This window comes from Ruegeria sp. AH7, from assembly GCF_056541325.1.
The window spans coordinates 672,947-692,993 of the sequence record NZ_JBQFYF010000002.1; the positions used below are offsets into that span (position 1 = coordinate 672,947).

General features: G+C 57.5%; 19 protein-coding genes. 7 read left to right on the plus strand and 12 right to left on the minus strand.

Annotation, left to right across the window (positions count from 1 at the left end; translation table 11 throughout):
- Positions 1–13: 13 nt before the first annotated feature.
- Positions 14–361, minus strand: coding sequence for a TfoX/Sxy family protein (locus ACR0JX_RS07875; protein WP_480542863.1), 348 nt, complete (start codon positions 359–361; stop codon positions 14–16).
- Between the two features lie 97 nt (positions 362–458).
- Here ACR0JX_RS07875 and ACR0JX_RS07880 point away from each other — a divergent pair, with 97 nt between their 5' ends.
- Genes ACR0JX_RS07880 through ACR0JX_RS07890 form a run of 3 tightly spaced genes read left to right on the plus strand, consistent with a single transcriptional unit; the run spans position 459 to position 3,190 of the window.
- Positions 459–1,967, plus strand: a complete 1,509-nt coding sequence (locus ACR0JX_RS07880) for a CHAD domain-containing protein (protein ID WP_480542865.1) — start codon at positions 459–461, stop codon at positions 1,965–1,967.
- Between the two features lie 3 nt (positions 1,968–1,970).
- A complete protein-coding gene (locus ACR0JX_RS07885; protein ID WP_480542867.1) occupies positions 1,971–2,726 on the plus strand; it encodes a ParA family protein in 756 nt (251 codons plus the stop codon).
- The gene (locus ACR0JX_RS07890; RefSeq protein WP_480542869.1) at positions 2,723–3,190 is read left to right on the plus strand and encodes a CYTH domain-containing protein; all 468 of its coding nucleotides are present in this window, start codon (positions 2,723–2,725) and stop codon (positions 3,188–3,190) included. The genes ACR0JX_RS07885 and ACR0JX_RS07890 overlap by 4 nt, the downstream gene beginning before the upstream one ends.
- A gap of 2 nt (positions 3,191–3,192) precedes the next feature.
- Here the strand turns inward: ACR0JX_RS07890 and ACR0JX_RS07895 are convergent, their stop codons facing one another.
- From ACR0JX_RS07895 to ACR0JX_RS07935, 9 genes are all read right to left on the minus strand, one after another.
- Positions 3,193–4,557 (minus strand): sensor histidine kinase, encoded by a 1,365-nt coding sequence (locus ACR0JX_RS07895; protein ID WP_480542871.1) that lies wholly within the window; start codon positions 4,555–4,557, stop codon positions 3,193–3,195.
- Positions 4,550–5,230 (minus strand): response regulator transcription factor, encoded by a 681-nt coding sequence (locus ACR0JX_RS07900; protein WP_170530173.1) that lies wholly within the window; start codon positions 5,228–5,230, stop codon positions 4,550–4,552. Before ACR0JX_RS07900 ends, ACR0JX_RS07895 begins: the two co-directional genes overlap by 8 nt.
- A gap of 193 nt (positions 5,231–5,423) precedes the next feature.
- Positions 5,424–6,860 (minus strand): Do family serine endopeptidase, encoded by a 1,437-nt coding sequence (locus ACR0JX_RS07905; RefSeq protein WP_480542873.1) that lies wholly within the window; start codon positions 6,858–6,860, stop codon positions 5,424–5,426.
- A gap of 742 nt (positions 6,861–7,602) precedes the next feature.
- A complete protein-coding gene (locus tag ACR0JX_RS07910) occupies positions 7,603–8,220 on the minus strand; it encodes a nucleotidyltransferase family protein (protein ID WP_480542875.1) in 618 nt (205 codons plus the stop codon).
- A gap of 31 nt (positions 8,221–8,251) precedes the next feature.
- Positions 8,252–10,669 carry a GcvT family protein gene (locus ACR0JX_RS07915; RefSeq protein WP_480542877.1) on the minus strand — a complete coding sequence of 806 codons (2,418 nt, stop codon included), beginning with the start codon at positions 10,667–10,669 and terminating at the stop codon, positions 8,252–8,254.
- Positions 10,670–10,791: 122 nt separating this feature from the next.
- Positions 10,792–12,108 carry an HlyC/CorC family transporter gene (locus tag ACR0JX_RS07920; protein ID WP_480542879.1) on the minus strand — a complete coding sequence of 439 codons (1,317 nt, stop codon included), beginning with the start codon at positions 12,106–12,108 and terminating at the stop codon, positions 10,792–10,794.
- A 63-nt stretch (positions 12,109–12,171) separates the two neighbouring features.
- Entirely contained in the window at positions 12,172–13,125 is a 954-nt protein-coding gene (locus ACR0JX_RS07925; protein WP_480542881.1) for a site-specific tyrosine recombinase XerD, read from the minus strand.
- 5 nt (positions 13,126–13,130) lie between these two features.
- Positions 13,131–14,648, minus strand: coding sequence for a hypothetical protein (locus ACR0JX_RS07930; RefSeq protein ID WP_480542883.1), 1,518 nt, complete (start codon positions 14,646–14,648; stop codon positions 13,131–13,133).
- Positions 14,638–14,787 carry a hypothetical protein gene (locus ACR0JX_RS07935; RefSeq protein WP_170530159.1) on the minus strand — a complete coding sequence of 50 codons (150 nt, stop codon included), beginning with the start codon at positions 14,785–14,787 and terminating at the stop codon, positions 14,638–14,640. Before ACR0JX_RS07935 ends, ACR0JX_RS07930 begins: the two co-directional genes overlap by 11 nt.
- A gap of 79 nt (positions 14,788–14,866) precedes the next feature.
- Between ACR0JX_RS07935 and ACR0JX_RS07940 the strand changes: the two genes are divergently transcribed.
- Positions 14,867–15,454, plus strand: a complete 588-nt coding sequence (locus tag ACR0JX_RS07940) for a shikimate kinase (protein ID WP_480542885.1) — start codon at positions 14,867–14,869, stop codon at positions 15,452–15,454.
- Positions 15,455–16,567 (plus strand): 3-dehydroquinate synthase, encoded by a 1,113-nt coding sequence (aroB, locus tag ACR0JX_RS07945; protein ID WP_480542887.1) that lies wholly within the window; start codon positions 15,455–15,457, stop codon positions 16,565–16,567.
- A gap of 8 nt (positions 16,568–16,575) precedes the next feature.
- Here aroB and ACR0JX_RS07950 read toward each other — a convergent pair whose 3' ends face one another.
- Together ACR0JX_RS07950 and ssb are read right to left on the minus strand one after the other, a co-directional pair.
- A complete protein-coding gene (locus ACR0JX_RS07950; protein ID WP_480542889.1) occupies positions 16,576–17,646 on the minus strand; it encodes a site-2 protease family protein in 1,071 nt (356 codons plus the stop codon).
- Positions 17,647–17,664: 18 nt separating this feature from the next.
- Entirely contained in the window at positions 17,665–18,156 is a 492-nt protein-coding gene (gene ssb, locus ACR0JX_RS07955) for a single-stranded DNA-binding protein (RefSeq protein WP_480542891.1), read from the minus strand.
- Positions 18,157–18,361: 205 nt separating this feature from the next.
- On the opposite strand from ssb, the gene ACR0JX_RS07960 reads away from it, so the two are divergent.
- Together ACR0JX_RS07960 and ACR0JX_RS07965 are read left to right on the plus strand one after the other, a co-directional pair.
- Positions 18,362–18,940, plus strand: a complete 579-nt coding sequence (locus ACR0JX_RS07960; RefSeq protein ID WP_480542893.1) for a lytic transglycosylase domain-containing protein — start codon at positions 18,362–18,364, stop codon at positions 18,938–18,940.
- A gap of 97 nt (positions 18,941–19,037) precedes the next feature.
- The gene (locus ACR0JX_RS07965; protein ID WP_480542895.1) at positions 19,038–20,000 is read left to right on the plus strand and encodes a LuxR C-terminal-related transcriptional regulator; all 963 of its coding nucleotides are present in this window, start codon (positions 19,038–19,040) and stop codon (positions 19,998–20,000) included.
- The last annotated feature ends 47 nt before the right edge of the window (positions 20,001–20,047 follow it).

The following is a 20,047-nucleotide window of genomic DNA, read 5'->3' on the forward strand; positions in this document are numbered from 1 at the left end:
CGGCCTTTTTCGTTCAAACCTGTTTCAGATCACTTGCGGACACGCGCACCCCGATCGCGTTCAGGTCTGAGACCAACTGGCTTTCCGCTGCGGGTTTGGCGCCGGCTTTGATCGCGTCAAACCTTTCGCGTAATTGCTTCTTCTCTTCGCCCTTACAATCGTTCCATGGGCGACCCTGAAGACCCATGACCAACACGTAGTACCCGATGAAATGTGCCTTGGTTCCGGCCTGTAACAGTCGGGTATAGGCCTCATCCGCGCCCAGTTCACGTAGGTCCTGCGCGGAGTGTATCCCCGCACGGGCGCAAGCTTCTTCGAAGGCGGGGCCAAGATTTCTGATCGAGGACACAGGTTCGGACATGGGTTTGGTTTAAACGTCCAACCAAGCGCTGTCACCCCAGCATTGACGCATTCCGGTTTTGCTTGTGTTCCGACGGATCTGAAGATTTCATGTCCTCATGAGATTAGAGACAGAGACGTTGTTTGTCCTGCGCGGCGCGTTTGATCCATCTGAGTTTGTCGGGCTGAACCTGCGATATGATCCGGAACGGGCTTCCAAGCCCTTTGTTCTGCTGGATTGTCATGACCAGTCGATCCGCGCATCCGGTCGGATGTTGCTGGAGTTCGGCGGGTCATTGCACCTGCTGGATGGCCAAGGCACGCGTTTGAGCCAAAGATGCAAGGGCCAAAGGCGTTTTGTACAAGACTTGCCAGACGGCCCGCTGCGCGACGCTTTGAAAGGATTTCCGAAACTGCGCGCGCTGATGGCAATTGCCTCGGGCGAGGTCGAGGAGGGCAGCCTTGCCGTTCTGGATGATCTCGAGAAAACCCAGGTGCGTGGTCGCGTCACGGTTTTGTCGACGGTAAACGGGCAGGCGACGATTATTCGCCTCAGTCGTTTGCGGGGATATGACAAGGCCTACCTCCGTGCCTGCGACGCCATGTTGGCGGCTGGCTCGGACAGAGCTGACCTGTCTGCGATTGTTCAAGCCTTAGAGCCGGGTGAGGCCCCATATCGGGCAAAGCCCGAGATCACTTTGGGACGATCAGAGCCTTCCATTCAGGTGGCTACTGATATTATATTTACTTTTCTGAAAGTTGCGCGGCAAAATGAAAGTGGAGTTATCGCTGATATCGATACCGAATTCCTGCATGATTACCGCGTTTCTCTGCGCCGAATACGATCTGTCATCAGCTTGTTTAAAGGTGTTTGCTCCGACGATCAAACCGCTACGCTGAAAAAGACCTTCTCAGATCTTATGACCCCGACCGGGCGTGTGCGGGACTTAGATGTCTATCTTCTTGAAAAAGACGTATATTACAGCCTTGTGCCGCACACACTTCACCCCGGATTGGATGCCATGTTCGGGCAGTTCCAGAAAGAGCGTATGCAGGAACTCTCGCGGCTGACCCGCAGGTTACGCAGCAAAGCCTATCAAAGCCAGATCGCAGAGCTAACGGCGCTGTTCAGCACCACCGAGGGTCTGCAACCGGGGCCAAACGCGCAGCGCGGGGCCTATGACTACGCCTGCGCCCTGGTCTGGAAGCGCTATCGTAAGGTCTGCAAGATTGCGCGCAGCATCACGCCTGAAACACCGGATGAGACTGTGCATGATCTGCGGATCGATTGTAAGAAATTGCGCTATCTGATGGAATTCTTTGCGCCCCTTTTCGATGCGAAAGATTTCAAATCTATTCTCAAACCATTGAAAAAGCTTCAGGATAATCTGGGCCTGTTCAATGACTACTCGGTCCAGCAAGAGGCGTTGCAGCAGTTTGCCGCGCAGCAATCCAGCGCTCAAGGACGCGTTGAGGTAAAGATCGGTTTGGCGGTCGGAGGGCTGATCGCCGTGCTGGATCAACGGCAACGGGCCGAGCGTGACCGTGTGATCGCCAATTTCCAGCAATTCGATGCCCCTGACACCCGTCAGATGTTTCGCCACCTGTTTCATCGGTCCAAGGAGTGAGGAATGAAAATCATTGCCTGTTACAGCAACAAAGGCGGTGTTGGAAAAACCGCCACTTCGGTCAATCTGGCCCACGCCTACGCAGCAGCGGGCAAGCTGGTCTTGCTGTGCGATCTTGATCCGCAGGGGGCCTCGGGGTTCTATTTCCGTGTGAAACCTTCGAAGAAGCTGACGGATGCGCGGTTTTTCGAGGATGTTAAGCGCTTCACCCGCGCCATTCGCGCCAGTGATTTCGAAGGGTTAGACATTCTTCCGGCGAACCTGACCTTTCGTGACTTTGATGTGTTTCTGTCGCGTATGCGGAACAGCCGGTCGCGCTTGAAAAAGGCTCTGACGGCGGCGGGCAGTGACTATGATGTCATCATTCTGGACTGTCCGCCCAACTTTTCAACCTTGTCCGAAAACATCTTTAAGGCCGCAGACCAGATCGTTGTGCCGGTGATCCCGACAACGTTGTCAGAGCGGACCTTTGAGCAGTTGGTCGGGTTCTTCGACGAACACAAACTGCCGAAGAAGAAGCTCAAAGCCTTCTTTTCGATGGTGCAGCAGCGCAAAACGTTACATCAGCAGACGATGGAGATGATGCGCAAAGCCTATCGCAAGCGGTTCATGCACAGCAGCATTCCATTTGCGGCAGATATCGAAAAGATGGGTCAACATCGCGCACCGGTGGTGACCTTTGCCCCGCGCGGTGCGGCAGGGACGGCCTATCAGGCACTTTACAACGAGTTGGAAAACGGGGTGGTTTCGACCAAATGAGCAAGGAAATCGAACGTAAGTTTCTGGTCAACAACCTGCCAGACCTGAGCGGCGCAAAAAGGGCTGTGGTGCGACAGGGCTATCTGACGGCCCCCGAGGATTCGACCGAACTGCGCCTGCGGCAAAAGAATGACCAGTATTTCCTGACACTCAAAAGTGCAGGCGGTTTGGTTCGGGTGGAGCGTGAGACCGAGATGTCCGCTGAACAGTTCGAAACCTTTTGGCCCGAAACCGAGGGTCGACGGGTTGAAAAAGAACGCTTTACCAAAAGTTTGCCAGATGGGCGGGAGTTCGAGCTGGATATCTTTCAGGGTGCGTTGGCACCATTGCGGCTGGTCGAAGTGGAATTTTCCAGCGAATCCGAGGCACTTGGTTTCACACCGCCCGCGTGGTTTGGCGCTGACGTGACCGAAGATAAACGCTATAAAAACAATAACTTAGCCATTGATGGAGCACCTGCCTAGGCTCAGCGCGACAGGTTCAGCGTAACCTCAAGGCCCGGATCACAGTTGCGGGCCACGAACTTCCCTCCATGCATATGCGTGATCGCAGCAACCAGCGCCAGGCCAAGCCCGGCATTACGCTCGGTCCGGGCAGGGTCGAGCGTGACAAAAGGCAATTGCAGGCGGGGCAGGTCTTTGGCGGGGACGCCTGGCCCCTGATCGCACACGCTGAGCTGGGCGAACTGGTCGTCCTCACTAATTGTGATGGTGATAGTCGTGTCCTTGGGAGCATAGCGCATTGCGTTTTCCAACAGGTTCGACAGCGCTTGTGACAGCAACGGGCGGTGACCCTGCACTGGTGCGGCCTCTCCTTCGACCTTGAGCTGGATGTTCTGATCAGCGGCAACCGGGTCGTAGAGTTCGATCACATCGCCAACGAGGTGCTGCAGATCGACCTCTTCGAACTGTTCGCGGCCCAAGCCGGCCTCAGCCCGTGAAATTTCGGTCAGCTGCCCCAGCACGCGCAAAACGTGGTCGATTTCCAAAGTAGCGCGGGCGATATCAGCCTCGCGCTCTTGTTCGCTTTTGCCCGGGTCAGACAGCGCCTCGACCCGTTGTTTTAGACGCGACAGGGGGGATCGCAGATCATGCGCAATCGAATTTGATGTCGTGCGTAGGTTGCTGATCAGCTCCTCGATCCGGTCGAGCATGTTGTTCAACGTCCCTGCAACCTGATCAAACTCGTCTCCAGTGCCGCGCAAGCGCATACGTCGGGACAGATCACCCGAGACGATGTTTTCCGCGGTGCTGGCGATGTCCGACAGGCGGGAAAAGACCAAGCGGGTGAACAGCCAGGCGATGAGGACGCTCAGAACCAGAGCAATGCCAAGGGCCAGCGCCACGGATCTCAGCAAAACCCGATCAAACTGCTGACGCGCGACAGCGTCGCGTCCGACGATCAGGCGCTCTTGGCCGGGCAGGCGGATCGAGGCGGCTGAGACGGGGACAAGTTGGTCGTTGTCAGCGCGGCGCAGTTCCAGTTCCACCCAGCCACTGCCTGCCTTAATATGCTCGGGCCATTGCTTGAGGTTTCCAACCAGCTTGTTGCCAAACCGATCCGTCAGCAGGTACAGCGCATCGCGTTCCGAGGCGCTGGGAAGGCGCCGTTCGATGGCTGTGATCAGGCCGATCAACCCGCGGCGTTCATATTCGTCGGCCAGCCCTGTGAGTTCCGCTGAAACGACCGAGCGGGTCTCGGATTCAATGCTGCGATTTGCCGTGAAGTAGACTAAGGCCAGTACGGTTGCCGTCAGAAAAATGCTGAGCACCATACTGGCCAGTACCAGCCGTGTTCTGGAATTATTCAGAGAAAGCCGAAGGTTATCCATCAGACATCATGTAGCCTGAACCTCTGACGGTTTCAATCAACGGTGCCTCTCCGCCTTCATCCAACTGGCGGCGCAGTTTCGAGATATGAACGTCGACAACATTGGTGTTCGGGTCGAAGTGATAATCCCAAACGCCTTCCAGCAGCATGGTACGTGATACGACGCGGTTCTTGCGGCGCAGGAAGAATTCCAGAATCTGGAATTCACGCGGGGTCAGGGTGATCTCATGCCCGTCGCGGGTGACCTTGCGGGTCAGCAGGTCCATTTCAAGGTCTTTGCAGGTCAGCGTTGGTGTCTCTTCCGATTCCTGAGGGCGGCGCAAAAGTGCCTCGATCCGAGCATGTAGTTCCTGAAACGAGAAGGGTTTGACCAGATAATCATCCGCGCCCGAATTGAGCCCCTTCACACGCTCATCCACCGCGCTCATCGCGGTCAACATCAAAACCGGTGTCTTCAAACCGGCTGCGCGCATGGATTTGATCAGCGACAGCCCGTCCAACCCGGGCAGCATCCGATCCAGCACGACGGCGTCGAACCCACCATCTGTCGCGTGGTACAGACCCTCGCGGCCATCGGCGGCAACCTCGACCACATATCCTTCTTCGCCAAAGCCCTTGGCGATGAAGTCCCGTGTGTCTTCGTCATCTTCAACAATCAGAAGGCGTCGGCTCATGATCGGGTTCCTTTCTATCGGAATTTAAACACAATTTCCGTATAAAGCACATGGTTTTGACGAGGCTGCCTCAACAACTCTGTGCCGGGTGCAGCCTCGCGCACCCGGCACGCCCGACGGATTGCGGACAAACCAATCCAGCCGGGAGGCGCACGCCAAATATCCCCATCATGAGGCGTGCGCGGGTTTGAGTTCAGGCGATCTCGACCGCAACGAAAATCTGGTTGCCGCCGCGATTGATCAGCACCAGCGCCGGGTCAGTTTTTTCGCTGTCCAACGCCGCTTTAAGCGCGTCGGGTGTCAGCGTGTCCTGGCTGCCCAGTTTGACAATGACATCACCACGCTGCAGACCAGCCTTAGCCGCCGGGCTATCAGGCTGCAGATCAGTCACAACCACGCCGTCGACACCCTGTGCCACGCCCATCTCGGCCCGTGCGGTATCGGTCAGCAGAGCGACGGTCACACCCAGTTGGGTGCCCGAGACCTCGGGATCGACCGGAATATCCGCCTCGGTCGATGCCGACTGATGCTGACCGATTGTCAATTGAAGCTCTTGAGTATCCCCATTGCGCAGCACGGTCAGCGTGCTTTCAGTGCCGACCTTGGTGGTGCCGACCAAAAGCGGCAGATCGCCACTGTTATCAACGGCTTCGTTGTTGAAGCTCAGGATAACGTCACCTTGTTGCAAGACGCCTTCCGCTGGGCTGCCAGCCACAACATCTGAAACCAGCGCACCGGTCGATTTTTCGATGCCAAGGGCAGCCGCGAGTTCCGGGCTGACATTCTGGATCGAAACACCCAGCCAGCCACGGCTGACCTGACCATCGTCGCGCAGGTCGGCAGCGATGTGCTCTACGATGTTCGACGTGACCGCAAACCCAAGGCCAACAGACCCACCGCTGGGCGAATAGATGGCCGAGTTCACACCAACCACTTCACCTTCCATATTGAACAAGGGGCCGCCCGAGTTGCCTTTGTTGATTGCCGCGTCCGTCTGGATGAACTCGGCATACGGCCCCTGCGAGATATTGCGGCCTTTGGCCGATACGATCCCTGTGGTCACGGTCGAGCTGAGCCCGAACGGGTTGCCGATGGCCACCACATCTTCGCCAACACGGATAATGTCACTATCACCCAGTTCGACGGCTTGCAGCGCTTCACCCGCATCGATTTTCAGAACGGCAATATCGGTCAGTGGGTCGGTGCCGATCACTTCAGCCTCAAAACTCCGATCATCGTTCAGGCGCACGGTCACGCTTGTGGCATTGTCAACAACATGGTGGTTGGTGATGATATACCCGGCCTCGTCCAGCACAAATCCCGATCCCAAACCCTGTGCCGGACCGCGCTGTGGTGCCTGGAAGCCTTCGGGCCCACCGAAGCGCTTGAAAAATTCACCAAACGGATGGGTGTCGAGGTCAAAGTCTTGGCTGGATGCAGGGCTAGTGGTCGGGTCCTGTTCGGCGATGATGGTCACGACCGAAGGGAATACGGTTTCGACCAGATCAGCCAGCGCTTCATCCGCCAGCGCGGGCAGGGCAGTGGATGCAAGCAACGCGGCGCCCAGTGCGCTTGCGCCGATCCAGCCGGATTTCTGCGGCAAAAGAAGCGAGGATTTACGGATGCTCATTTAGGTCTCCTGTGTGTTTCACGCGATTGCAACCGCGCGTTAAAGCCGGAGATATGCCGATAATCTGGGTGTTACCTGATGGTTTCGTTAAGAAAACTTAATTTTGCCACAAAGGAGCAGTTGAGTGCAGATCATCGCCGCCCGAGGATTCGTTGAGTCCTAAGTGGTCGCGTCGAAGAATCAGTGGATTGTTGCCAAAATCGGCGTCAAACAATCAAATCTATTGCATTGCCTTTCTTTTGAGGACAATGCGCACCACCCAAAATCCGAAAATTATGTGATCTTCCTTGGGTTGAGCGTCGAATTTGCTGGTGCAGAAATTCATGTACTAACCGGCTATTTTTATTGCCTTTGGGTCAATTATGCGTGCTCATAAATGGTGTTTCGTTGCAAGGGCCTGATCTCGGATACAACTTATAGTAATGTTGACAAAAGCGGGATGTTGCTCAAAAGCCAGAAGAGCAGTCCTGAACTGGTTCGTTTTGCCCAATTTTATATTGTTTTGAGAGATCAGATCGGGGTAAATAACCTTACCCAAGTGAGGGGGAGCCGAAAGCACTAGGGGGTGCCGACGGTGTTCTCAATCTCAGGTAGTGTATGTTGCATGTTAACGAGGGGGTCTTGTTTAGGTTTCGCAGCATAGTCGACCAGCCCGTTTGGCGTTAGGTCGCGCATTTGAGATTGAAGAAAGTGGTAGTCCTTTATTGGGTACGCGGCCCGGTTGGCAACAACCGGGTCGCAGCTATTTGGGGGACAGGGTATTGCCGTCCCGAACTTTTTGCCAGTTCGCCCAGTCTTCCGGTGTATCCAGGTCACACAGCGCGTTTCGACCGGGAAGGGGCACCAAGCACAGGCGCGCACCGTTCGAACGTATGACGGATTGCGCACCCGTATCTCCGGTCAATTGCGATAAGGTGGCAAAAAGGCTCTGGTCGAACAGAACCGGATGACCGGGTTTGCCGCTTTGGGTAGCACCTCGCCAGATCAGATGGTCTGGGTTCCGCTCACGAGCGCGCAGCACCGCCTTCAGATCGTCTAGCGTCAGGTCCGGTAGGTCTGCGAGCATAATCATGGCCGCAGGCGCATCGAGGCTGACAAGGGCCAAAGCGCCCCGTAGGCTGGCATTCATACCTTCGGCTGCATCAGGGATTGGTGCGATCTGCACATTAAGCCCTGACAATGCCTCGTATCGTGGATGAGGCCGTGGCGGTAGCGCGACCATGACCGGTCCAGCCGCCATCGCGGTCAAAGCCGAGCGTCGTAACAGGGGAATACCGTCAATCTCTTGCATCAATTTGTCGGCGCCGCGCATACGGCTTGATTGCCCGGCGGCCAGCAGCAGGATTGGTATCTGTATCATGTGGACAACATGCCGCCCCAGTGGCGGCAAGTCATCCCCTCATGCGCGCGCCATCCGCATCAAACAGCGGGGTCGAGATCACACGGGCCTTGCGCAGATCCCCCAGGATTTCGATTTCAACCTCCAGCCCGTCCAGCGCACGGTCAGTTGGCAGGAACCCCAGGGCGATGGATTTTTGCGCGTGGTGCGAATAGCCGCCCGAGGTGCAGAACCCCACAACAGCGCCCTCCAGCCAGACAGGCTCATAGGCGTTGACGTCCGCATCTGCCGCGTCGACTTCGAAGGCCACAAGTTTGCGTGCAGCACCCGCTGCGCGGTCCGCTTCTGCAGCAGCGCGACCTATGAAATCGGCGTTCTTCGAAAATGAGATAAAGCGATCCAACCCGGTCTCAGCTGCAGTATAATCAGGCGAGAACTCCCGCATCCACGAGCCAAAGAATTTATCTAGCCTCAGGGACATCATGGCGCGCATGCCAAATGGTGCTATGCCAAACGGTTGCCCGGCCTGCCACAAGGTCCACCAGAGCTGCCTTTGCGCCATCGGATCGCAATAGATTTCATATCCCAGATCGCCGGTGTAGCTGACCCGTTGCACAATGCAGTCGGTCATGCCGATTGTCATCCGGCGCACATCCATGAATCTGAGGTTCGAAATATCCTCACGTGTGCAGGCCGACAGGACCTGTGCGGCCTTCGGGCCCGCGATCTGGAAGCCGTTGAGTTGATCGCTGATGTTGTCGATGGAAACTCCATCGATTGCGTTTCGCTGGAACCAGCGCATGTGGAAGGCCTGACTGCCATAAGAGGCGGTCAGGCGGAATTCGGTCTCACTCAGGCAAGACACAGTGAAATCCCCGATCAGCTTGCCCTTGTGCGACAACATCGGTGTGAGCGACAGGCGCCCCGGCTGCGGAATCCGCCCGGCCATTATCCGATCCAGCCAATCCCGCGCCTGTGGCCCCGCGATCCGGTACTTACCGAAATTATGCACCTCATTGATGCCAACACCGTTGCGGACGGCGCGGACCTCGCGGCCCGTCGCCTCGAATGCATCCGAGCGGCGGAAAGAGGGGGTCTCAAAGCCCGGCTCATCGCCATGCGCGAAATAGTTCGGCACCTCCAGCCCATATTGCTGACCCCAGACCGCGCCCAGTTCGCTGAAGATGTCATACATCGGCGTAGTGCGGTTCGGACGCGCGGCGGGCAGTTCCTCGTTCGGGTAGGCGACACTGAACCGTTTCTGGTAGTTCTCGATCACCTTCGGGCGGGTATAGCCGGGGCTGATCCAGTTGCCGAACCGGGCGACGTCCATGGCAAACACATCGCGCTCCGGCTCGCCCTCGATCATCCATTGCGCCAGCATCAAGCCAACACCTCCGCCCTGGCTGAACCCGGCCATGACACCGCAAGCGGACCAATAGTTGCGCATCCCCGGCACCGGCCCGACCAGAGGATTCCCGTCGGGCGCAAAGGTGAACGGGCCATGGATCACCGATTTCACCCCGGCCTCGGCCAGCACAGGGAAGCGGTTATAGGCGAACTCAATACTGTCGGTGATCTTGTCAAAGTCATCGGGCAGCAATTCATGTCCGAACTCCCACGGCGTTCCATCCACGGCCCAAGGCTTGCAGGGTTGTTCGTAGAACCCGATGCACAACCCTCGCCCCTCCTGCCGCAGATAGCTCTCTCCTGCAGGGTCCATGACGTGCGGATGTTCTCCGCCTGCGTCGATGATCGCCTCGATCTGGGGGATCGAGTCGGTGACCAGATATTGATGCTCCATCGGGTGCAGCGGGAAATAGACACCCGCCATCGCGCCGACCTCGCGCGCCCAGAGGCCGCCTGCGTTGACAATATGTTCGGCGTGGATCGTGCCCTTGTCGGTGACTACATCCCAGGTGCCATCCGCACGCTGGTTGGTTTCGCGCACCATGCAATGGGTCTCGATCGTGGCGCCGCCCATTCGGGCTGCCTTGGCGTAGGCATGGGTTGTCCCCGATGGGTCCAAGTGCCCGTCCAGCGGATCATAGAGCGCACCGATGATGCCGTCGGTATTGGTGATCGGCGCGATTTTCTTGATCTCATCCGGGCCGACGATTTCGGTTTCCAGCCCCATGAACCGGTGCTTGGCGCGTTCGGCCAGCAGCATGTCGAACCGATCCCGATTGTCAGCCAGCGTCACCCCGCCCACATGGTGAAGCCCGCATGACATGCCGGTGATCTCTTCCAGCTCTTTGTACAGACGAATTGTATAGCCCTGCAGCGCCGCCATGTTGGTATCGCCGTTCAGAGTGTGAAATCCGCCCGCCGCATGCCAGGTCGAGCCCGAGGTCAGCTCGGACCGTTCTAGCAGCATCACGTCTGACCAACCCAGTTTGGTCAGGTGATACAATACCGAACAGCCAACAACGCCACCGCCGATCACGGCCACACGGGTTTGAAGTTTCATGAATACCTCCGTCAGAATTGCGGTCAGTCTGATCGGAGGGTGGTGTTCTGCATGTGAAAATACGACAAAGTTTGTCGGTTAGAGCGCATCAGTTTTTACCAATGCGCTCTGATTGGCGCTTGTTACAGTGTGGAAAGAGGTCTGATCTTCAGCTCTGTGATCCGATTGCCTTCGCGCGACGTCACCTCGAACCGGAAACCGTGGAACGAGAAGACCTGACCCACAACAGGGATCATCTGAGCCTCATGGATCACCAGCCCGGCCAGCGTGTTGGCCTCTTCGTCGGGCAGGGACCAATCCAGCGCGCGGTTCGCGTCGCGGATCGTCATCGCCCCTTCGACAAGGTATTGCCCATCCTCGGATCGGGTCACTGGCACATCTTCTTCGATATCGAATTCGTCTGCGATCTCGCCCACGATTTCTTCGAGGATGTCTTCGAGGGTGATCAACCCTCTCAGTGATCCGTATTCATCCACCACAAGCGCGAAGTGGCTGTGCATCCGCAGAAACTCACGCATCTGGTCATCTAAAGTGGTGGTTTCCGGAACGAAATACGGGTCATTTGCGACCTTGGCGATATCAAAGGATTTCAACCGATCCGCATCACCATCGGTGCCGCCAACCTGCGCATACATGGCGCGGAACAGGTCTTTGGCGTGGACGACGCCCACGATGTTTTCTGGCTCGTCCCGAAAGACGGGCAAGCGCGTATGCTGACTTTCAAGACATTGCTTCAGGATCGCCTCGGGCGCGGCATCCGCGTCGATCATCTCGATGTTCGAGCGATGAAGCATGATTTCTTCCACCACCCGGTCGCCCAGGTCGAGTGCCCCAAGAATCCGGTCGCGGTCTTCTTTCTCGACCACACCTTCGGAATGACCCAGCTGCAGGGCGCCTGCGATCTCTTCCCTTACAGCAAGGATATTGCTGTCGGGGTCAATCCGAACGCCGAACAGGCGAAGAACCCCACGCACCAACAAGCGTACAGCGGCCACGATGGGCGAGAAGACGGTGACAACGACGCCAATGATCGGCGCAACCGCCGAGGCCGCCTTTTCCGAGTTGGTGATAGCATAAGTCTTGGGCAGAACCTCGGCAAAGATCAGAACCAGCAGGGTCATGACCAGCGTCGCCAGCGCCACGCCGCTTTCGCCGAACAGTCGCGTGAACAAGGCCGTGGCCAGCGAGGCCGCCAGAATATTCACCAGGTTGTTGCCCAGCAGAACCGATCCAATCAGACGTTCATTATCTTCAGTGATTTCCAGCGCTTTTTTCGCCCCGCGAGAACCTTTGTCGGCCTGTGCACGCAGCTTGCCGCGGGATGAGGCCGTGAGCGCGGTTTCCGAGCCGGAAAAGAAGCCTGACAGGAAAAGCAAAAGTAAGATGGCGCCTGTGGTAAACCAGAATGCGCCGTCGATCAGAGAGGATGTGGGTTCCATCGGTCCTTGGTTGTTCGTGTTTCTGCACCCGTTATGGGGATGCTGCCCCTATGGATCAAGGGTTTAGCCCTGATCTTTGGGGTCTTTCGCCAGCGGGTGATGCTCTAACACCAGTTCGGCCAGTCTTTCGTCCAGAACATGGGTGTAAATCTCGGTCGTGGCGACATCGGCATGGCCCAGCAGGGTCTGGATCGAACGCAGATCAGCCCCATTGGCCAGAAGATGCGTGGCAAACGCATGGCGCAACGTGTGCGGCGTGACCTTTGCAGGGGAAACGCCGCCAGCAACCGCCAGGTCCTTGACTAGAAGAAAGAAGCGGTGCCGTGTCAGGTGCCCCGATTTCCCGCGCGAGGGGAACAGGAAGCGTGATTTCTGCCCGCCTTTCTCAAGTGCTCTCTCTTCTGCATCATCGCGCTGCACCAGCCAATCGGCCAGCGCGTCGCGGGCGGGTGGGGACAGCGGCACCATGCGTTCCTTGCCGCCTTTGCCCAGAACCAACAGCATACGCGGGTCACCGCGCGCCGAGGAGACGGGCAGCGAAACCAGTTCGGTCACGCGCATGCCGGTGGCGTATAGCAACTCCATCAGGCAGGTGTTCCGGATCCGGTCTGATGCGCTGCGCCCGGTCGTACGTGCGGCCTCAAGCAGGCGATCCACTTCAGCGACATCCAGCGTTTTTGGCAGCCTCTTAGATCGGCCGGGGCCTTTGATCTGAATTGCGGGGTTGGCGTCTTTCCATCCTTCCTCAAAGGCAAACCGAAAGAGCTGTTTGATCGCTGACAGACGGCGCGCACGGGTGGATTTCGACAGGCCTTGAGCGTCGCAATCGATCAGATAGGCTTCGATCTGGTCGCGGTCTGCGTCACCTAGCGCAATCTTCCGATACTCCAGCCATGCGGCAAAATCCTTCAGGTCGCGCCCATAGGCCAGCAGCGTGTTGGTTGCTGCCCCAAGCTCGGCCGCTTGCGCCTGTAGAAAGGCAGAAATCCACAATTCATGAGAGGCTGGCGCGCTCATCACGGTCACCGTTGCAGGATCAGAAGGGTCAGTGCGGCGCGTCTTGCCGTGTCCTCCAGACCCACACGGCGAAAGGCAGCGATGGCGGCAGACAGGTCCACAAGGTTCCCACGTGCGCCATGTGCGAACATCTGCATGGCTTCCAGCAGCGCCTCACCCAACTGGCCCTGATCCAGCAAAGCGTCGATATCCGGCGGAACTGGAGCTGCCCATTGGAACCCCTGTGACACCGCATCCGCCAAGGGTGACGGAGAGATTGCACGCCCCGGATCGCCTTGCGCAAGGGCGGTCAGGAACTGCGTTTCGGTCGATGTGTCTGGCGGGGACATAGCGGCCTGTTCATAAAGCTCGGACAGCATCAGAATGCGCCACCGCAGCGCGTCTGTTGCGGGCACTGGCAGGGTTACGCGCGCCAACTGATCGGCGAACAGCTCGGCAAACGGAACCTGCAGCCCGACGCTACGCATCTGATCCCAGACGTGAGGCAGTGTCTTGCCGATAGCCTCGGCATTGCCGGTTTTCAGCGCGCTTTCGAAACGCTGGATCGCTGCAACCCGGTCCCAGACGGCGCCCGAGGCAGCCGGGTCACGCTCGGTATAAAGCCCAAGCAACTGGTTGGGAGTCAGCGCGCCGATCCGGGTCAGGCGCTCGGCAGCTTCGATCTGAGCTTTCCAGCCAGCCACATCGCGCAGGTCCGCATTGGCAAAGGCGCGCGGCAACGGCGCCGAGGGCAACCGCTCCCCGATCGCTTCGAACAGGCGAAAGGTTAGGGGGTTCGGGTCGTCCGGTTGGGGAAGATAAGCCGCGTCTTCATAGAGTTCGGGGCTGAGAAACCGGTCCAGTAGATCCAGCTCTTCCGGCGGCAGCAGGCTCAGCGCATGTGCGGCCTCAAGCGTCAAAGCAGCAGACGCCCAATCCCCCCGGCGGGCTTTGCAGAAGATCTGCGCCGCATAGTCAGAAGACAGATGTGGCTGCGCGATCAGAGCGGTGCAGCTGCGATCCTCATCCCCGGTCAACAGCGTGGCATCGAACCAACGCTGAAATCGCGCCATCGTGTCAGTAGGGCCGGCCAGTTGAACAAGCGACTGCGCGGGATCGGCGGCGCCAAGCTGTATCAAACGATCCAGCCGGGCCAGCAAAAGGGCTTCCTCAGCACCTGGCCCAGCAGGCGCACGGGATTCCGACAGCAGAAGCGTAAACAGCAGGCGCTGCATGGCCGGGTTGGTCTTGACCGGAACGCGCGCGATCAGTTCAGCCAGACGCGCGGGATCGCTGCCCTGCCATAGGTCGACCGGCAGGCCGGTGACCGAGGATGACACAAGACCCAGCGGCTGAGACAATGCCTCAAGCGGCGTCACCTCGACCTCGGGCTGAATGCCATTCTGGGTCACTGGTGGTTCCAGCAGGACTGTGCCGGGTAAGTTTTCTGGCGGTTCGGTCAGCCATTCGATTGCCGAAAGGGGCTCTTGCGCGTGCGCGGCCCCGGCCAACAGCACTGCCACCGCAATGTGCTTAGTCGACATCCAGAGTAACCGGCTCACGGATTTCGCTTTGAGGGGCCGAGAAATCGGCCCCAAAGAACGGGCCGATATAGGCATAGCCAACGAGCCCGATGAAGCACAGGCAAATTATATATATCAGGAACTTGATCAGACGGCCCATGGCGTCACGCTGCCTCAATTTTTGATTTTGGCCAAGTTATAACTGGCATTTTTTCTAAGATCACGTCATTCACGATGAAATGAGCGAAATTAAGCATAACACGCGACTTGCGGATGACGGATCATCATATGATCTGCACAAAACGGTTGTGCTTGTAGGGATGATGGGGGCCGGAAAGACAGCTGTGGGCCGGGCCTTGGCCGCACGGCTGGGCGTTCCGTTCCTCGATAGCGATGCCGAAATCGAATCGGCGGCCAACATGACAATCCCCGAAATATTCGAACGCGATGGAGAGCCGTTTTTTCGTCAGAAGGAAACGCAGGTCATTGGTCGTTTGCTGGATGAGAAGCGGGGGATACTCTCTACCGGTGGTGGCGCGTTTATGTCTGCCGAAAATCGCAGGATGATCAGTGAACGCGGCGCAGCGGTTTGGCTGCGCGCGGATCTGACTGTGCTTTGGAACCGGGTGCGTCACAAGGATACGCGCCCCTTGTTGCACACCGCCGATCCATACGCCACGCTCAAGGCCCTGTACGAGGATCGCGTTCCGATTTATGCCAAGGCCGATCTGATCGCGGACTCGGATGGCGAAACCTCAATCGACAATATGGTGGACCGCGTGGTCGAGGCCTTGTTGGCTCGCCCGGATGTTTTGGAACGAAAATAAATGCATCAAACCGTACATGTAGAGCTGGGCGAACGCGCATATGATGTCGAGATTGGCCACGATCTGCTGGCGCAATCGGGCGCACGGATCGCGCCTTTGCTGCATCGCCTCAAGGTTGCCGTTCTGACCGATGAAAACGTGGCAGCGCTGCATCTGGATGCGCTGCGTGACGGTTTGGCTGCTGCCGGGATTCAGATGTCTGCGCTTGCACTACCCGCAGGTGAGGCGACCAAAAGCTGGCCGCATTTTGAACGCGCCGTTGAATGGCTGCTGGCCGAAAAAGTCGAACGCCGCGATGTTGTTGTTGCCTTGGGCGGTGGCGTAATCGGAGACCTTGCGGGCTTTGCCGCCGCCGTGTTGCGCCGTGGCGTACGGTTTGTTCAAATCCCAACCTCTCTGTTGGCGCAGGTCGACAGTTCGGTGGGTGGAAAAACCGGGATCAACGCGCCGCAGGGCAAGAACCTGATCGGCGCGTTTCATCAGCCTTCGCTTGTGCTGGCCGACACCTCGGTTCTGGGGACAATGACCCAGAGGGATTTCCTGTCTGGATATGGTGAGGTCGTCAAGTACGGCCTGCTGGGCGATGCCGCGTTTTTTGACTGGCTTGAGGCCAACGGCCCAGATGTTTCGACTGGTGATATGGCCGCGCGAGTCAAGGCGGTCACACGCTCGGTACAGATGAAGGCTGACATCGTCGCGCGGGATGAGACCGAGCAGGGTGACCGGGCGTTGCTGAACCTCGGCCATACATTCTGCCACGCGTTAGAGGCCGCGACCGGCTATTCCGACCGTTTGCTGCATGGCGAAGGCGTTGCCATGGGCTGTGCACTGGCGTTTGAGCTGTCATCCCGTCTTGGCCTGTGTTCGCAGGAAGACCCAAGCCGTGTTCGGGCGCATCTGAAGGCCATGGGCATGAAAACCGACCTGTCCGATATCCCCGGAGAGCTTCCGGATGCCAAGGCTCTGGTCGACCTGATGGCGCAGGACAAAAAAGTGATCGACGGTCAGTTGCGCTTTATCTTGGCGCATGGGATCGGTCAGGCTTTTGTCACCTCGGACGTACCGCGCGATGCGGTGATGTCGGTGTTGCAGGATGCGTTGGCAGCGCGCTGAAGCGCTATTCAGCGTCCACCTATAATCATCAACTCGGCAATGTTCTCGCGTGTGATATAGCCGATCATATTCCCTGTTTGGCTCATCACCGCGACCGCAGGCGCGCCTTTGTGCAACTCGCCCAACACCGTTTCCAGCCCTGTGGTCAGCGCGACTTGGGGGATATCAGCCTCCATGATCGATGTTGCCGAGTCGGATCGTGGATGATCCCCGGCCAGCGCTGCAAACAGCCGATCGCGTGTGACAAAGCCCAGCAGCGCTCCGTCAGATTCCAGCACTGGAAACTCATGCTGAGTTGTGTGGATCACGGCCTCGGCCGTTGTGTTCAAAGTATCCTGAGGCGACAGAGAGCGAAACGCGGTGATCATGGCGTCGCGTGCCAGAACGCGCCGTGCCACTGACCTAAGCGCGACGTCTTGATTTTCGGAATTGGCCGCGATGAACACAAAGACTGCGATCAGAACCAGAACCGGATTGCCTGAACTCAGCCCCCAGAACCCGAAGCCAACCGCGACGATCTGGCCGCTGACTGCGGCGATACGGGTGGCGGTGCTGCGATCCATACGCAGACACAGAAGGGCGCGAAAAACACGCCCCCCGTCCATGGGAAAGGCCGGGATCATGTTGAATGCCGCCAACAGCAGATTGATATAGGCCAACCTCTGCAGTAGCCCTGAACTGGCCGTATCCAGATCGGCGAAGGACCCAAGCGACATCCCTGCGCCAAGCAGAACCAGCACCAGCCAGATGACGATATTCACCGCTGGGCCTGCTAGGGCCACGAGGACTTCTTGTATCGGTTTTTCTGGCATCCGCTCCAGCCGCGCCAGACCGCCGATGGGCAACAGGGTGATGTCAGGGGTTTTGATGCCAAAACGCCGGGCCATCAAGGCGTGGCCGAACTCATGCGCAACGACGCAGGCAAACAGGGCCAGCACAAACAGCAGATTGTCGACGGCCGCTGGCCAGCCGCCGCTGGAATAGGCCGCAAACCCGACCCAGGCGAGCAGAAGGAAGAAGGTGACATGGACCCTAAGTTCGGACCCGAGTAGTCGGCCGAGCGAAAAGGACCATGTCATGCGGTGCCTCCGTTTTGCTTAGAACGGAATCTCGTCGTCGTCGATTCCGCCGGATGCCGGGGCAGGGGCATTGGATTGGCCGCCATAGGGATCGCCATAGCCGCCACCGGCCTGACCGCCGCCATAACCACCCGACTGGCCACCACCGCCACCTTCGCCACGGCTGTCCAGCAGGGTCAGTTCGCCACGATAGGGCCGCAGAACAACTTCGGTCGAGTAACGATCCTGCCCGGACTGGTCCTGCCATTTGCGGGTTTCCAACTGACCTTCGATATAGACCTTGCTGCCCTTGCGCAGATACTGCTCGGCAATGCGAGCCAGCGGTTCCGAGAAGATGGCCACAGAGTGCCATTCCGTCCGTTCGCGACGCTCGCCAGTGTTACGGTCTTTCCAGTTCTCAGATGTGGCGATGCGCAGGTTGCACACTTTGCCACCGTTCTGAAACGACCGCACCTCGGGATCGCGGCCAAGATTGCCGACCAGAATGACCTTGTTGACTGAACCCGCCATGTATTTCCCCGTTCTGTATTACTTTGAATGCGCCGAATCTGACGCCAGATATCTTTGCGACCCTATATCGCCTGCGTCATGGTTAAAACATGATTGATCACACTATCGTTCGGCAAGAAATCCCACCCAGGCCTTAACCAAGCTTTCATTTTTGACTGGAATACCTATACTCCGACTGATTTTTGAGCGAGCGGGATAAGCTTTGATGCGTTCTGTGTGTGTTGGTTTAACGGTTCTGGGCATTGTGCTGCTGTCGGGCGCTGCGCAGGCGGATACCTTGTCGACCAAAAGTCGAATGGATATTTTCCTGAAACAATCCAAAGTGTTGGATGGCCGCGCTGCCACGCAATATCGCGGGTCCGAACGTCTAAAGCCCAAGACTTCGCAAGGCAGTTTCGCCAAACGCTATACCGGTAGCTATCGTGGCCAATATCTGACCATGGCGCGGCAAGCCGCCCGTCTTCATAGCATCCCCGAGGAGCTGTTCTTGCGTCTCGTGCAACAGGAAAGCGGCTGGAATCCGCATGCAAAGTCGCACAAAGGGGCGCTGGGTCTGGCGCAGCTGATGCCACAAACGGCTGAACTGCTGGGCGTGAATCCGCATGACCCCAAACAGAACCTGGAAGGCGGCGCGCGGTATTTGTCCTGGCAATATCGCAAGTTCAAATCCTGGCCCTTGGCTCTAGCCGCCTACAACGCTGGCCCCAAAGCGGTTGAAAAGCACGGCGGTATCCCGCCGTACAAGGAAACCCAGAACTATGTAAAAGTAATCTGGGGCGGTTAAGCCCTGATGCTGCGACGCAGAGCGCCCCATTCTTGATCTTTCACCGATGGACCAACTAACCTGAAAGGGTATTGCCCACCAATTGGTGAGACCCTTCATGCCTGTTGATCACCCTCAGATTCCCAAGGAAACACTGGCCAACTGGCAACAGCTTGTGGATCTGGTTGCAGAGCTGGCAGATGTACCAGCAAGCCTGATCATGAAAACCGATGCGCCAGATCATGCGGTATTGATCACATCGGATCATCCAGAGAACCCGTATCCCGTCGGTATGAGTTTTCAGCTTAATCCGAAACTCTATTGTCACGGCGTTCTACAACGCGACGCAGAACTGGTGGTCAAGGATGCCACCTGCGATCCGGTCTGGGCAGACAATGACGACCTTGAACACGGTATGACATTTTACATCGGCTTGCCGTTGAAATGGCCGGATGGATCGCTGTTCGGCACAATCTGCGTTCTGGACCGCAAGCAAAACAGGCGCGCGTTGTTGTTCCGCGAAGGTCTTACGCAGTTTGCGCGTATGGTCGAGTCGGATTTGGCCTTGTTGCAAGAGGTTTACCTGCGCCGCGCCCTGGAAGAAAAACTGAACGAGACACTGGCGCAGCTCGAAACCCGCGTTTCGGATCGCACCCGCGAGTTGCAAGAAACGAACACAGCATTGCGTGTTTTGTTGTCCAGTTTGGATGATGACCGTAAAAGCCGAGATCACGAAATTGTCGATCAGGTGCGTAGCCGCGTATTGCCATATCTCGAAAAGGTGCGTGCTCAGCTTTCAGAGGACGAAGCGCAATGCGTATACCTTGAATTGGCTGAGAAAAACCTGAACGAGATTACGTCATCACTCTCTGACGAACTCACGGATGCCTTCGCCGTGATGACTCCGACCGAGATTGAAATCGCACAGATGGTGATGTTCGGAAAGACAACCAAAGACATAGCCAAAGCGCTGTCGCGGGAAACGTCGACCATCGATTTTCACCGCAACAACATCCGTCGCAAACTGGGCCTTGAAGGGCGCGATAAGAACCTACGCAGCCATCTGCTCTCGATTTCGTGATGTTCGAATATGGGGTTTGTCCCCATATTTCACCCTCAATTTTCCGG